Source organism: Sebaldella termitidis ATCC 33386 (assembly GCF_000024405.1).
GTDB lineage: Bacteria > Fusobacteriota > Fusobacteriia > Fusobacteriales > Leptotrichiaceae > Sebaldella > Sebaldella termitidis.
Genome location: NC_013517.1, coordinates 3,969,611 through 3,984,314 on the forward strand (window position 1 = coordinate 3,969,611; position 14,704 = coordinate 3,984,314).

The 14,704-nt window shown below is 32.6% G+C and carries 15 protein-coding genes and 9 tRNA genes; 4 read left to right on the plus strand and 20 right to left on the minus strand.

Going from position 1 to position 14,704, the window contains the following annotated elements; all coding sequences use genetic code 11:
• Window positions 1-55 precede the first annotated feature (55 nt).
• Together STERM_RS18460 and STERM_RS18465 are read left to right on the plus strand one after the other, a co-directional pair.
• The gene (locus tag STERM_RS18460; protein WP_012863148.1) at window positions 56-277 is read left to right on the plus strand and encodes a DUF6485 family protein; all 222 of its coding nucleotides are present in this window, start codon (window positions 56-58) and stop codon (window positions 275-277) included.
• 201 nt (window positions 278-478) lie between these two features.
• Entirely contained in the window at window positions 479-817 is a 339-nt protein-coding gene (locus STERM_RS18465; protein WP_012863149.1) for a hypothetical protein, read from the plus strand.
• A 257-nt stretch (window positions 818-1,074) separates the two neighbouring features.
• Here the strand turns inward: STERM_RS18465 and rihB are convergent, their stop codons facing one another.
• Complete coding sequence (gene rihB / locus STERM_RS18470) at window positions 1,075-2,007, minus strand: ribosylpyrimidine nucleosidase (RefSeq protein WP_012863150.1); 933 nt, start codon at window positions 2,005-2,007, stop codon at window positions 1,075-1,077.
• Between the two features lie 115 nt (window positions 2,008-2,122).
• Between rihB and STERM_RS18475 the strand changes: the two genes are divergently transcribed.
• A complete protein-coding gene (locus STERM_RS18475) occupies window positions 2,123-2,806 on the plus strand; it encodes a transcriptional regulator YeiL (RefSeq protein ID WP_012863151.1) in 684 nt (227 codons plus the stop codon).
• Between the two features lie 691 nt (window positions 2,807-3,497).
• On the opposite strand, the gene STERM_RS18480 is transcribed toward STERM_RS18475, so the two are convergent.
• The 8 genes from STERM_RS18480 to STERM_RS18515 form a co-directional block, all read right to left on the minus strand.
• Window positions 3,498-3,776 carry a hypothetical protein gene (locus tag STERM_RS18480; RefSeq protein ID WP_012863152.1) on the minus strand — a complete coding sequence of 93 codons (279 nt, stop codon included), beginning with the start codon at window positions 3,774-3,776 and terminating at the stop codon, window positions 3,498-3,500.
• A 195-nt stretch (window positions 3,777-3,971) separates the two neighbouring features.
• Window positions 3,972-4,253 carry a hypothetical protein gene (locus STERM_RS18485; RefSeq protein ID WP_012863153.1) on the minus strand — a complete coding sequence of 94 codons (282 nt, stop codon included), beginning with the start codon at window positions 4,251-4,253 and terminating at the stop codon, window positions 3,972-3,974.
• A 4-nt stretch (window positions 4,254-4,257) separates the two neighbouring features.
• The gene (locus STERM_RS18490; RefSeq protein WP_012863154.1) at window positions 4,258-5,892 is read right to left on the minus strand and encodes a DUF4280 domain-containing protein; all 1,635 of its coding nucleotides are present in this window, start codon (window positions 5,890-5,892) and stop codon (window positions 4,258-4,260) included.
• Window positions 5,893-6,210: 318 nt separating this feature from the next.
• On the minus strand, window positions 6,211-6,816 hold the full coding sequence (locus tag STERM_RS18495) for a hypothetical protein (RefSeq protein ID WP_012863155.1): 606 nt from the start codon (window positions 6,814-6,816) through the stop codon (window positions 6,211-6,213).
• Between the two features lie 227 nt (window positions 6,817-7,043).
• Window positions 7,044-7,119: transfer RNA gene (locus tag STERM_RS18500), tRNA-Phe, on the minus strand.
• Window positions 7,120-7,123: 4 nt separating this feature from the next.
• A tRNA-Ser gene (locus STERM_RS18505) sits at window positions 7,124-7,211 on the minus strand.
• A gap of 228 nt (window positions 7,212-7,439) precedes the next feature.
• Window positions 7,440-8,090, minus strand: coding sequence for a uracil-DNA glycosylase (locus tag STERM_RS18510; protein ID WP_012863156.1), 651 nt, complete (start codon window positions 8,088-8,090; stop codon window positions 7,440-7,442).
• A 217-nt stretch (window positions 8,091-8,307) separates the two neighbouring features.
• Window positions 8,308-8,616: a hypothetical protein gene (locus tag STERM_RS18515; RefSeq protein WP_012863157.1), complete on the minus strand. Its 309-nt coding sequence runs from the start codon at window positions 8,614-8,616 to the stop codon at window positions 8,308-8,310.
• Between the two features lie 503 nt (window positions 8,617-9,119).
• Here STERM_RS18515 and STERM_RS18520 point away from each other — a divergent pair.
• Complete coding sequence (locus tag STERM_RS18520) at window positions 9,120-9,338, plus strand: hypothetical protein (protein WP_169305422.1); 219 nt, start codon at window positions 9,120-9,122, stop codon at window positions 9,336-9,338.
• A gap of 120 nt (window positions 9,339-9,458) precedes the next feature.
• Here STERM_RS18520 and STERM_RS18525 read toward each other — a convergent pair whose 3' ends face one another.
• The 11 genes from STERM_RS18525 to STERM_RS18575 form a co-directional block, all read right to left on the minus strand.
• The gene (locus STERM_RS18525; protein WP_012863159.1) at window positions 9,459-9,836 is read right to left on the minus strand and encodes a hypothetical protein; all 378 of its coding nucleotides are present in this window, start codon (window positions 9,834-9,836) and stop codon (window positions 9,459-9,461) included.
• 20 nt (window positions 9,837-9,856) lie between these two features.
• Window positions 9,857-10,240: a DUF5362 domain-containing protein gene (locus STERM_RS18530; RefSeq protein ID WP_012863160.1), complete on the minus strand. Its 384-nt coding sequence runs from the start codon at window positions 10,238-10,240 to the stop codon at window positions 9,857-9,859.
• Between the two features lie 310 nt (window positions 10,241-10,550).
• Window positions 10,551-10,625 (minus strand) — tRNA-Glu (locus tag STERM_RS18535).
• A 3-nt stretch (window positions 10,626-10,628) separates the two neighbouring features.
• Window positions 10,629-10,705, minus strand: a tRNA-Ile gene (locus STERM_RS18540).
• Window positions 10,706-10,716: 11 nt separating this feature from the next.
• Window positions 10,717-10,793: transfer RNA gene (locus STERM_RS18545), tRNA-Arg, on the minus strand.
• A 13-nt stretch (window positions 10,794-10,806) separates the two neighbouring features.
• Window positions 10,807-10,882 (minus strand) — tRNA-Lys (locus STERM_RS18550).
• 3 nt (window positions 10,883-10,885) lie between these two features.
• Window positions 10,886-10,961: transfer RNA gene (locus STERM_RS18555), tRNA-Gly, on the minus strand.
• 20 nt (window positions 10,962-10,981) lie between these two features.
• A tRNA-Met gene (locus STERM_RS18560) sits at window positions 10,982-11,058 on the minus strand.
• 46 nt (window positions 11,059-11,104) lie between these two features.
• Window positions 11,105-11,192 (minus strand) — tRNA-Leu (locus STERM_RS18565).
• A 140-nt stretch (window positions 11,193-11,332) separates the two neighbouring features.
• Window positions 11,333-11,905 (minus strand): biotin transporter BioY, encoded by a 573-nt coding sequence (locus tag STERM_RS18570; protein ID WP_012863161.1) that lies wholly within the window; start codon window positions 11,903-11,905, stop codon window positions 11,333-11,335.
• A 187-nt stretch (window positions 11,906-12,092) separates the two neighbouring features.
• The gene (locus STERM_RS18575) at window positions 12,093-14,546 is read right to left on the minus strand and encodes an AMP-binding protein (RefSeq protein WP_244407198.1); all 2,454 of its coding nucleotides are present in this window, start codon (window positions 14,544-14,546) and stop codon (window positions 12,093-12,095) included.
• Window positions 14,547-14,704: the final 158 nt, after the last annotated feature.

Sequence of the window (14,704 nt, forward strand, 5' to 3'; positions counted from 1 at the left end):
GGGTTACTTACTATAAATAATTACAAATTTTTAATAAAAATACAGGAGGAGTAATATGAAACCAGTGAAAGCAGCAGAATTTTGTACCTGTACCGAACACCAATGTCCTTTTAACCCGGTCAATAACAGTAAAGGGTGCGACCTTTGCATACTAAAATGCCTGAAGCTAAATGAAATACCATCATGTTTTTTCAAAAAAATATCAACAGAAATTCCTGAAAATGAAGATTATACATTTAAAGGATTTGCTGATTTTACCAATAAATATTACAAATAATTTTATTTATAAAAAAATACTGTACTGACAAAAGATGCAGTATTTTTTTATAATCATATATAATACCTCTATATTTTCAGCTGGGCAGATCAGGAAATTAATAATATTATTTTGATACGATTCTTTTCTGATTTATGAAAATGTTGTATAATTGAATATTATAGCTTCTGCCAATAAAAAACCAAAAGGAGATATCGACAAATGAGTGAAGAAATAAATGAAAATGATAAAATTATTCTGGCCTTTCATCTAATGTGGGATAGCTTTCCGGGAAGTGCCCGTCTCATAAACAGCAGACATATTATTATTGCTTCAAATAAAACAGCTGAAGAAAATGGATTTACCGAAGGGGTTATCTGTGCAAGAGTTGGTTCTCCAGAATTACATAAAGGCTGTATGGCTAATCACACATTAAAAACAAGAACAGCACAAACCGACAGAAAACTGGATGACAGAATACGGGGATGGCTCCCACTTGAAGGCTATGATGATCTATTCGTCCACTTTACACTGCCAATACCGAAAAAAATAAATGAATAAAATATAAGCCTGAAGAAGATGTATAAAATGAAATGTATCGATACGGCTTCTTATTTTCTCTTTTTAAATAAAAGGGCAGTATTAAATACTGCCTTTTTATTTTTTTATGAATACAATATTCCGGTTAAGATTCTGTTCATTCTATAAATATCTTTATAATTTAACTTGCTTATATCTCCGCTGTTTTTAAAATATCATTCTCTGAGCTGACACCCGCAGAACTCAGATCTAATTATAAACATACAAATATGTGAATCTTACTGATAGCTTTTTATACTTCTCTCTACCATATTCCAGAATTCATCTACATCGATTTTCATTCCTACTTTAGAATTATGCGGTTTTTTCAGAACATCAAGAACATCGCAGACTGTACGCCCATAGCATAATTCACTTTTTATATCTATTGCTGTATACATTGACTCCAGTATAAATAAAGAAGGATCTGTCAAATATGCAATACAGGTAGCGTCATGCAAAGGACCGCCCGAAAGACCAAATTCTTCATTTTGTGTTTTTAATACGAAACGCATAATATCGCAGAATAAAGCTGATGCTTTATTTCCTATAGCTTCCATACGTTTTATTACTTCTTCGGTACACACAGTCTGGTTTGTTAAATCCAATCCCATCATTACAATAGGCACACCAGAAGTAAAAACTACATGAGCAGCTTCCGGATCAGCAAAAAAATTAAATTCAGCAGACGGAGTAAAATTCCCGATTGCATAGGCTCCTCCCATTAGCACAATTTCCTTGATTTTAGGTATGATACGCGGTTCAATACGCATAGCCATGGCAATATTGCTTAATGGGCCAATCGGCACAAGAGTAATATCATTATCCGATGTCATAAGTGTTTCAATTATATATGTAATAGCATGTTTTTCTTCAGCTTTTATTTTAAGTGGTTCAAAAACAGGACCATCCAGACCTGTTTCCCCGTGGACATTTGCGGCAACTACCTGCTCCCGTACCATGGGAAGTGACATTCCGGCATATACCGGTACTTTAATATTGAGTGCCTGACATACATTCAGACCATTTTGACGGGTTTTTTCGAGAGTCTGATTCCCCGCCACAATAGTAATACCCAGCAGATCAAGTTTTGGATTGTTGTACGCCATCATAAGAGCAATAGCATCATCATGTCCCGGGTCACAATCTATAATAATTTTTCTTTTTTCCATTTTATCATTTCCCTTCATAATAAGTTTGGGTGTCGACATCCTTAGTTGAATTATAATATGATTCGAGCTATAATAATATGAGAAATCTCATATTTAATGTAAAAGGAGAAAATATATGAGGGAAAATAAAAATAAATCAGATATAAATGCTGAAATTCAAAGATCAGGCTTTATGAATTTTTTTTCATTTCCAGCTGATTCTTTTGTAAAATTAGTAACTTTTTCGCCTAATGAATATATTATTGAGGAAAGCCTTCTGCCTTCCCATCTTTTCTTTTTAACTTCTGGGCGTGCAAAGCTTTATACTACTCTTGCCAATGGTAAAATTGCTCTGATTGACTTTTTTAGAGCACCTTGTTTTGTCGGGGAAATGGAGCTTGTTGGTCATACACAGGATATCTGCTCCGTACAGGCAATCGAACCGTGTGTATGCCTTGCACTGCCTATTTTACAATGCAGGGAAATGCTGCTGACTGATCCTGTTTTTCTTCGAAAAATCTGTCTGTATCTGGGCGGTAAAAATGCCAGAAATATCCGCTCATTAACAAAAAATCAGGCATATACTCTGGAAAACCGTCTTGCAGGCTTTATTTTACTGTCCACTGCCACTGACATTTATAAAGAAAAACACAGCCATGCTGCTGATTATCTTGGTGTCTCTTATCGTCATCTGCTGTACGTGATGGCCCAGTTTATTGAAAAAGGATTTCTGAAAAAGGAAAATCGTATTTATAGAATTGCTGATAAACAGGCACTGCTGGAATTAGCACATGTGGTTGATCCTGATTTGTTTTTCTGATTTGAGCGGCAATCTCTTTTTTTATTGTGAAATGGTTTTTTATCAATTTTCTAAAATCTGTTATCTGAAAAAATTTAGAATTATATTTATAAAACTGCATTCTGATTTTTTTATTGTCATTCTATTTATATAAGACTGTATTCAAATCATTTCCAAATTTTATAATACTTTCATCAACTCCGCCATAAAAAACCGTCTTCTGTAAGAAACACTGTCATTTCTTCAGTTGGAACTTCTGCTATTGGTATCATATTTTTTAAAAAATAAATTTGTAATTTCTGACCATTATACTAAATATACTTTTCACTGAATAGAGAGAGAATCATATGAATTTAACTGGCATATTCTTTAATTGTGGATAACGAATAGCCCTAGGATTTTCAAAAGTAATATCTAAATAAGAAAAATTCTTTAAAAATTTTAACTGCATATCATTACAAACATATCTTATTTTCTCATAATATTCAAGAATTTTATTAATACAAACCACTTCCTTTTAATAAAATCAAAATGGTATCATCAAATTTAAACATAATATTCCCTTTCTAATACATCACTTTCTACTTATAATACCAATCCTACTATTTTATCAAATATTGTACTTCATCATATATTTAAGACATAGTTTGAATATAAAACGTCTATATTCATTACAAAAAATCTTCACAATCTCTTTCTATTTAGGGACTCTTTAAGTATAGCTAGGTACCAATGAATCAAAATCAATTGTTTTATCATCCATTTCTACCATTTTAGCCTTTTTGAGAATTCCAATACGACTGATATAAATTCCATGCTTGCACACATTGCACCAAACTTGCAAATACCCTGTCATATCTTTTTTACAACCAATATACAAATAATAAATTTCCTTCTTTCCACAATAAATAGAAATCAAAGAGTAAATATTATCATAATTTCCATTTTTATCAGATAAAAGCAAACATTTCTCTATTTTTATAAATTTCATTAAATATCCACTTCACACCATACTTAGCTTTATATCTCGCCCACCAAAGACCTTCTGATCTATGTGCAACTCTTTCAAAGAGCATCATAAAAATAATAAATAAATTTTATATTTCAATTTCCCACCTTATTCCCGCCATATTTTTTCTGATCTTTTTGCAACTTCCTCTAAAGATTTTAAAACTTCTGTTTTTAATTAAATCAAATCTTTTTTGAATGCAAATTTCCTTGACTCCTTTATCTTTTCACTTTCAATATTACTATCAACAATCAACCCAATACTTAAATTTCCATTTCTTGATGGTTTGAGATGATTTGTAAAAATTGCACTTGTTATAACTTTATTATCCGATGTTAACAAAAAAATTTCATCGTCCATTTTATATTCCTTTATCTCTTCCACAACTTTATTATTTATAACAATTGTCCACTCTTTAAAGACATAAAAAATTCCTTCTATTTTAAAAATTCCTTTCATAAACTCACATCCCATTCTTTAACTTATACCAATAATCTAATTCTTCTTTTAAAATCCTCAACTCATTTTGACTCCAACCAAACATTTTTTTATGTCTATACATGAAATCTCTCACTTGCCATTCCATTTGATTAACATAATTATTACCGTAACCAACAGAAGCTTTTAACGGAATATTATTTCCTTGTGCTACCCTAACTTGAGTTCCATGTAAAAATTCTTCAACTACAGTTAGTTTAGCTGCTTTCTCTCTTAAAAGAATATTTGTATTTCCTTCCCCTCCCGCAACACCTTCGGCATTCATTAATTCTGTTAAATAAACATAATCATCAGTACCTTCTTTTGCAATAACAACATCCCTTCTTAATTTAACTTTTTCTAATAATTCATCAGAAACAACTTCTGTTCCTCTAATTTTAGAAGATTTCAAAGAACTATTATTAAGTATTTTTTCATCCTTAGATTTACTACCAGTCTTAACCTTACCCTTTGTCGACATATCTAAAGCTTTTACCATTTGATAATATCCATATACCTCATTATATGCTGACATCCCATCATTAGCCGTTTTCCTTAACATATATGCCGCTTTTCCATCATCACTTAATGAATTTACTATCTGAGCCGATTCCATTGGATCATAATTTGTATACCCTCCTGCATATGCTGCCTGTAATGGATGGTATCCCAATACACCAGGAAGCATTTTTTTGTTCTGACAATCCATTCCTTTTTCCCAAAGTTCTGTTATTCCTTCTTTACTTGTTCCCCTGCTAAAGAAATCTCCTATTGTCATATCTGGTAACACTGAACGGATATCTCTTACTTTAGTTTCTATATAATAACCTGCTGCAAATAAAGGATTTGTTAAAGCCATTAATCCTGATATCCTTCGCGGTTCTAAATCTACCTTATTAGGGTTTTCCTGCATTTTAGCATAAATATCTCTTAAATTCACGTTTTTTATATCCTGCCAGTTATCAGCTTCATATATTTGCTTGCTTCTCTGTAATTGAGCCAGTTCCTCTCTTGGATCATAACCTGTCTGCATGTACATATAAGAGTTTCCTTTATTATTTCTTTCCATGTCTCTTACAGTACTTCTCAGCCTATTCTCTTCATTTGTAAAATATTCAGTCATTGCTCCGGCAAACATTCCTATTAAAGACTTTACAGCCATATCAGATAAATTTTCCATACTGTCTTTCATCTGTTCTACTGTGTCTGCAAAATCTCCAAATAATTCTGTCATTGCTGAAGCATAATCAATCTGTCTACTATCGGAAATTGTTATCCTGCCGCCATACGGGCAAAAACAATAACTATCTTCCAATAATGCCTCACTTCCTGCAAGTATTACTTTTGAATAAGTCTCAAACCAGATCAAAAACTGACCATATAAATCTGATTCCATTTTACACTTTCCCGTAACACTGCAGCTGCCAAATGATTTAATATGCTTTCCTGCAACATTGTCTGCTTGACTTGCTACATAATATCCCTGTAACTTAATATTCTTTGGTGATACCTCAAATTTACTTTCAAATTCTCCTTTATCACAGATAAGTTCACTTCCAAGAATTAAGTATTCTTTATTTTCTCTACTAATTAAACTACGCCCCTTTCTATATTTTCTCATTTTATTTTTTTAAATTATAACTTAAAAAATATATATTTACAATTTTTTATCAAGAGAAAAATAAAAAAATTTAAATGAAATATTTTAATTTTTATAAAAATATATTTTATTGGATATTTTTATATATAACAAAAGCCTATTTTATAAATTTCTCGCAAATCTATAAAATAAGCTCTTAAGTCTATTAAAAGTATCCAGATGATCTCAGACAAATTGAATTTTTTAAGCATTTCCTAGAAACTAGACACTACAGTCATAAAAATATTGATCTTATAAAATTAAAGAACGAAAGAACTATTATCTGCTGATATCTCTGAATCAAATATTACCTTCTTCACTTGTTTTGAAATATCTTTTATTCAATGATTCCATCATATAAAAAATTGCAGGATAAAGTCTTTGTATTAAATCACTGTTATCTTCCATATCCCACTTTTCTTTCTTAATCATGTTCATTTTTATTACTTCTTCTTTTATTTCAAAATCATTTCCGGCTATATCTGTTATAATATTATAGACATTTTTTTTATAAGTTTTTTCATCAATTTCTTCCATATCATACTTCATTAATTCCAGAACTTCTCTTTCCATTATTTGTCTGTATTTTTCCTCAGAAATATCTCTATATATTTTATATACAGCTTTAACTGTCAGAATACTTCTATTTCCCTGTTCTTCCACATCTAAAACAATATATTTATTCCCGTCAGAAAAAATTCTGTGTACATCCAGATATTCACTGGCTTTTACTAACTCTTCCAAAGCATTTGTCATTTCTTTATCATTTTTATATTTTTCATAATCACCTGTTAGTGCCACTTCTATTATTTTATCAAAGACTCTTTTTGATTCATACTGATCTAAATCTTTTCCTATTCCGATACTTCCTATTACTAACAATAAGATTGCTATAATTTTTTTCATTATTCCTCCTGAAATTACTTTTATTTATTTTGTCATGTTTATTTAAAAGTGTCAATCAATGAAACAGTTTTAATTCTTAAAAATCCACTAAAATTAAACTAGATATCTAAAGATGTCTATTTATAGCACAATATTTATAAACATAATTCCAAAATAAAAAAACTTATTTTACAAAGCTCTTGAAGCCTTTTAAAATAAGTTTTTGTTGATAGTCTGTGGATTCTACATGGTGCCCAGACGCGGAATCGAACCACGGACACAGGGATTTTCAGTCCCTTGCTCTACCGACTGAGCTATCTGGGCATAATGGCGGAAGAACTGGGACTCGAACCCAGACACCTTGCGGTTTCGCCGGTTTTCAAGACCGGTTCCTTAGCCAATTCGGACATTCTTCCATATTTTTATAACTGCATAATGTTTAACAGAACCCATATAATATACCAAAAAATAAGCTTGATGTCAAGAGAAAAAAACAAAAAAATTCATAAATCCAACAAAACCCTTTAAAATCAACATTTAATATCCTTTATACATTTTATCTCAAAACAAAAAAACAGGGTAAATCTCCTCTCCCTGTTTTTTCTATATAAATCATCATAAAATTTAGTAATCAAAATCCAATATTACCAATTAATCGGTTTTTTTCCGGCTTCTTCCAGGTATTCATTAATTCTGCTGAACGGCTTACTGCCAAAAAATCCTGTATGTGCAGACAGCGGACTTGGATGGACCCCCTCAATAATTTTATGCTTCGGATTAGTAATTAAAGGTACTTTCTTTTTGGCATCCCCGCCCCAAAGTACGAATATCACCTGTTCATCCTTGTCATTTAGTTTTTTTATAATAGTATCAGTAAAAGTTTCCCAGCCTTTTTTTCTGTGCGAAGCAGCCTTTCCAGCCTGAACTGTTAATACAGTATTCAAAAGCAGTACTCCCTGCTCTGCCCAGTCTGTAAGATTACGTTCTGTTCTTTCTATATCAAGATCTGTTTTAAGCTCCTTGAACATATTACGAAGTGAAGGGGGAAATTTTGCTTTTTCCGACTCTATAGAAAAACTTAAGCCGTGTGCCTGATGCGGTCCGTGATATGGATCCTGCCCCAGAATAATTACATTTGTACCTTCATAACTGGTCAAATCTAATGCATTATATAAATTTTTTCTTTCAGGATAAATTTCATTCTCTTCATATTCTTTATCCAGAAATTCTTCCAGCTTTTTAAAATATTCTTTCTCTTTTTCTTCTTCCAGTAATTTTTTCCATGTATCTGTCATTTTTAACTGCCCTCCTGAATTTTATTTGGAAACTGTTGATTCCATAACAAAACCATACCAAAATATCATTTTTTTATGTTCTGATATTCAAGAATGCTTTCATAATATATAATTTTATCCCAACCTATTTTTTTTGTCAAATAAATTCCAGTTTTTGCTGTACTATTTACTTAATAAAATATTGCCTCTATAATCTGTCATTATTATTTCTTTTTTATCATCCATATGCCATTATTATTCTTGCTGCTATTCCCGGAGTAATTATTTTATCACTCCAAACAGGACATTTTATTCTTTGCCAGCCGATAAATTTTTTCCCGGAAAAAAATTTGCCGGAAGTTATAGTAAAAAAATCACTTCCTATAAGATAGTGACCTGCTTCTTTTCTGTTTTCAGATATAATATAAAGTGTAAGTCCGTAAAGATTCTTATCTATTATACCTGCACTATACCAGTCATTTTTTACATACCAGTAAAATATTCCATGTTCTGTTTTCAAAATGCGTTTTCCTTTTTTGCTGACCATAGTCCCTCCTAAATTATTCTATTTTTCACTATTTATTGTAAAAAAATCTTTTTTTATCATATAAAGTCACTTTTATCTTAAGCTACGCTCCCCAAACACCAAGAAATACAATTCTCTCATACTCTCAGAACGAAAAAAACGCTGATTCTCGCCATTTTTCAGCACACAGACTGACAAGAGGTCCTATAGACAAAGTAAACCCTTTAAAAATAAAAAAAGATTATTAATTCTAATAATCGATACACTATTTTCTAAAAATATAAATAAAGCCTGAACATAAAATGCTGAACTTTATCAAATAAAAAAATCACCGTAGTTTATCTCCAATATCAGTATATGTACCAATATATTATAAACTTTGGTATACCCTGGTCCTTAAATAAATAATGTTACCGTAAATTTCCTTTTCTATATAAATATTAAATCATCTATGCAATATGATTTTATCACTCTCTATTTAAAAAATCAAATTATTGGAGCAGACAAAATTGACTAAAGATAAAATGAATGCACTTTTTAAAAAGTCACAGCAAATTGTAAATTGGATGAATAAACTTGAAATTCAGAAATATCATAGATATTCTGTCACGGATACTGGCGCTGAGAATTTTCTTGTATTATCCGGAATTTCAATTACTTCTTCATTGTTCAATACTTACCTTGGAAATGATTTAAGTAAATTCATACCTAGGACTGCTGTTGAAATTATGGAAAAATTTTAGAATAATATTGAAAATTTTTATTCTTTATTTACTAAAAAGTACTGACTATATACTAGCTTCTGTATTTTTTATCCCGATATATAAAAAGAACCCTTTCAGGTTCTTCTCGGCCGTCTAGCCTCATTCATTACTCGCTGTTTCTTCTTTTTTCCCTATTATTTCAATAAAAAAGTACACTATTGGCACTATTGTATATAAAAAATACATTCCTACCAAATAAAGTATCTTAGCAGTATCTCCTATTCTTTTATTTTTTACAATACATATTATAAAAATTATTAGTGTCAAATAAATTGAAATATTCATTAAAAGTCCAAAGATTATTAAAAATACTGCAAAAAAGATAAATTCTCTTCCGTCAGAATAAGCCAGTGAACCGTCTATTGCACCAAATATTATTTTCGCATAGAATAATAGTATTATCCCTATAAAAAGAGTTGTTACCACTAATGGAGAAAAAGATAACACCCCAAGCCATATTTTTTTAGTTTTACTCATCTTACACCCCTATTTTCATCCTAATATCCTTGTGAAGCAGCAACTATTGTGATTATCATTATTACTACCATAAGTAATATGTATAATACTATCCATATTACAAATCCTATTAACATTAACTTCATTCCTTTTGCAAGACCTGCAATTGCCTCTCTCAGACTCTCGCCGCTTTCATTTCTTGAAGTATCCCCAAAAGCTCCTCCTGATTTAAATATATTCAAAGCTCCTATTATATAAGGCACTCCTGCTGCTGCCCCTATTATCGTCAAGCACATTATCGCACCGCTAATTATTGTTAAAACTCCCATAATTTGCTGAACCAGTCCTATAAACTTTAACTGTTTAGGCAATGCTTCGTCTACAGCAATTATGATCTCTCCTTTTTTCTCTAACATTTCGTCCATTCTTCCTCCTAAACTTTTATATACACTTATTTAAAATGCATTTGAGTATAACATATTTTATAAAAAAAAGAAATCTGAAATTAATCAGGTTTATCTTCTTCTCTTTTATCCTACTCTTTAAAATACCCTTTTTAAAAATCTCTAGGTATTATTATTCCTATATTTTTGATATATTTCCAGTATTGACAAAAACATCATATCAATATATCAATTGTTCCAAACAGAAATTTTAAATAAAAAAATCGCCGTAAATCCAAACAGCGAATATTTATCTCCAATATCGGTATATGTACCAATACATTATAAACTTTGGTACACCCTAGGGGGATCGAACCCCTGTTGCCGGGATGAAAACCCGGTGTCCTAACCACTAGACGAAGGGTGCAAATGGTGGATCCGACTGGGATCGAACCAGTGACCACTCGGTTATGAGCCGAGTGCTCTAACCACCTGAGCTACGGATCCATAATTTTGTATGGCGTGCCTGAAGAGATTCGAACTCCTGACCCACGGCTTAGAAGGCCGTTGCTCTATCCAACTGAGCTACAGGCACAAAATTATTTTTTTGGTGAGCCATACTGGAATCGAACCAGTGACACCATGATTAAAAGTCATGTGCTCTACCGACTGAGCTAATGGCTCTTATGGAGCGGGAGACGAGGGTCGAACTCGCGACATTCAGCTTGGAAGGCTGACGCTCTACCAACTGAGCTACTCCCGCATATAAGTGTTGTATTTTTTTGGTTGCGGAGGCTGGATTTGAACCAACGACCTTCGGGTTATGAGCCCGACGAGCTACCAGACTGCTCTACTCCGCGTCAAAGTATCTTCTGTCCCATTACTCAGCAACATGTAATTCTCCGATGGTGCCTCGGGCCGGACTTGAACCGGCACGGTGATATTCACCACAGGATTTTAAGTCCTGTGCGTCTACCGATTTCGCCACCAAGGCACACAGACAAGAAGTATTATATAGCATCTAGCTTCAGAAGTCAACAGATTTCTTACTTAATTTAGCATTAAAAAGATCATTGTTTTATCAAAGCCTTAAAATTCAATACTTCCCGGAGAAAATTTTTTTTCATTTTTTTGTTATTTTTTGAAAAAATCCACTGCTTTCCATATGCTGGGAACCGAAAAAGTCACCAGTGACATTTTTATTAAGTCACCTATTACAAACGGATACAGCCCCATTTCAAGAACATTCGCCTTTATAAAAAATGATAAATGAATCATACCGCATAAATACATAGCTGTTTCTGCAAGAAGCATTATTCCGAAAGTTTTAATATATGATTTCCCCCAACCTTTTTCAGTAAGGTAACCGCATATCAAAACCATGAAAACATACCCTATAAGATATCCTCCTGTAGGTTTCAGAAACAGAATACTTGGTCCTGCAGTGCTGAAAAAAGGCAGTCCTGCCATCCCGGCAGCAAGATATGAACCTATAGTTTTCAATCCCAGTTTCCTTCCATAAACCAGTCCGATCATAAGGACACCGAATGTCTGCCCTGTAATTGGAACAGGAGTAAACGGAAGCATAATTGATATTCTTGCTGTCATGCCCAGAAAAACTGCTCCTGAAATTATTAGCAATAATTCTGTCATTCTGCTTTCGCTTTTTTCTTTTATTATCTTATTAATTAAAATATTTTCTCTCACTTAAATCACACCTTTCTTGAGAATAACAAGTGTATTTTATCAATTTATCCGCTTAATGTCAAATCGGCTGCTAATCCAGATATATCAGACTTTTCCGAGCTCCTGAATTCTCCCATTGTTTTCAATAATGGAAAAGACCGGCATCATATCTCATATATAATACCGGTCTGATTATTCATATATTTTTTTAATTCTCTACATATTCCCTGATTATATTTTCTGCTTTAGCTGCTATTTCTTCATATGTTCCTTCAGGAGAAAATTTTTCCAGCACTTTAACTTCTATTTTTCTTGGCTTTGGAAATTTCATATATCTTGAATATGCTTCAAATGCACCTTTTATACCTATACATTGAACACTGATGTTTAATTCTTTAGCCAGAATAGCAAAAACTTTTTTGAACTGGCCTACTTTGCCGTCTTTTGTCCTTGCGCCTTCAGGAAAAATAAGAATATTTTTGCCCTGCTTTAAAGCATTTGTTATTTCTTCTATTGTATGCTTTATATTGTTATTTATATCTATAACTACTATATTTGCATTTTCAGCTATATATTTCATAAAACCTTTTTTGAAATAAAGATCAATTGCCAGAAAAGAGGTTTTTTTCAATATTCTTGCCGGAAATACCCCGGCCACTACAAGGGCATCTATAAAGCTTTGATGATTTGAAACGAAAATCACCTGTTCGTCTGTAAGCTTTTTCTTGTCCGCTCTTTTTAGTCTGAAATATGCCTTTAATATAAGCAGAATGGGAAGCCTGAATACCTTTACTATCCATCCGGATTTTGTTTTTCTTACAGGTACTTCTTCTATTATTTCACTCCAGTCCACTTCTTTTTCATAAAATTCCGTTGCACGTTCTTTTATGTATTCTGAAAGCTTTCTTAATGTAGAAATTTCAGAAAATTTTCCTTCGTCCAGCTTCAATCCGAAGCTATTCTCTATATATGCCAGTAATTCTACTTTATCTAGTGAATCAAGCCCTATCTCCAGTTCCAGATTATCATCCGGTCCCGGTTCAAAGCCTTTTATCTTTTTTACATAGTCCCTTAATACCCTGTACTCATTGGTATCCGGTTCAGGAACCTTTTCTTTTTTTACTACCTTATCATCAAGAATATCCGGCAGCATAAATCTTTTCAGCTTTCCGATCCTTGTTTTAGGCAGCTCTTCCTCCACCAGCTTAAAGTGCAGAACTTTTCTGTAGCTTGCCGCCTCAAGGTTATAATCCTCTATGATTTCCTTTACATACTGCTGTATATTTGTTTTTCCCTGCTTTTTGAATTCCACAAGATCAGGCACTACTATTGCATTTAATTTTTCATTCTTTGGCACAATTCCCAGTTCTTTTATCAAATTTTTACTTATAGCCTGTATTTTAGTTTCTATTGCTTCCGGATCTATATTTTTTCCGTTTGATAATACTATCATACTTGATTTACGGCCTTTTACCGTCAGATAACCTTCACTGTCAAGATCTCCAAGGTCTCCTGTTTTCAGCCAGCCGTCTTCCGTTATGATTTCCTTTGTTTTGTCAGGCTTATTATAGTAGCCTTTCATTACCTGAGGCCCTTTTATCCAGATTTCGTCTTCCACTATTTTTACTTCTGTTCTCGGGAGAAGCTTTCCTACTGTACCCAGCTTTCTCTCAGTTATTGTAGCGACAGCAATAATAGGCGACGTCTCTGTCAGCCCATATCCTTCTGTTACATAAAATCCCAGACGTTCAAATAATTCACCTACTTCCACATCCAGCTTTGCCCCTCCGGAAATAAGCTGTTTAAGATTACTCCCCAGTTTTTTATGTACCTTTGCAAAAATAGTTTTTCTTAACTTCATTGATTTTAGGAATTTTGTTGATTTATATATCTGTCTTGGAAGAAAACTGCTGTCTATCTGTGCCTTTATTCCGTCAGCAAGAAGCTTATATACTCTGGGTACTCCTACCATTATCGTAACTCTGTTTTTTCCCAGAGCCTCAAGCATTTCTTTACTGGCTATTTTTGAAACAAAAACTATTGATGCTCCTGAATGCATTACTACTAAAGTAACCATTAAAGGAAGCACATGGTGAAACGGAAGCAGAGCCAGTGTCTGATCCCTATCTGTTATAATCTCTCTTGCTATTATTCCTTCCATATTTGACAGCAGATTTTCAAATGAAAGCATTACACCCTTTGGATTTCCTGTAGTTCCTGAGGTATAAAGCATGGCTGCCGTGTCATCTTTGCTCGGAACCCGGAAATCACCCGGTTTTTCCTTCAATTCTTCTGCTTTTATATTATCCACATTTATTATTTTTACACTATCCGGCAGAAAATCTATTTTTTCAAGAGCCTTTTCCATATTTCCCTTAGTTTCATCCGAACAAAATATTATCTTCGGTACAGCATCACTTATCACATAAGCCATTTCATCAGGATTGCTGTTAGCGTCAATTGCTACTCCCACACCCTTGTTATTCCATATTGAAAAAAAGGCATACAGCCATTCCGGTCTGTTTTCCATCAATATCAGTATATTTTCTCCGTTAAGTTCATCATATATACTTGAAAATCTTTTTATATTCGACATTAATTCTGCATATGTATGCGGTTTATTGTCAAAATCCACAAATGCAAGATGGTTATCTTCTCTCATAAACATATATTATCAGCCTCTTAAATTTATTTTTTATTTATCATATCATAAATTATACTATAAAAAAATAATAATTTAAAATATTTAATATAATCCTGTTACTGCACTGCTTATTGATATCTATACTATCATCTGTTTTTTCGAAATTTTACCTCTGA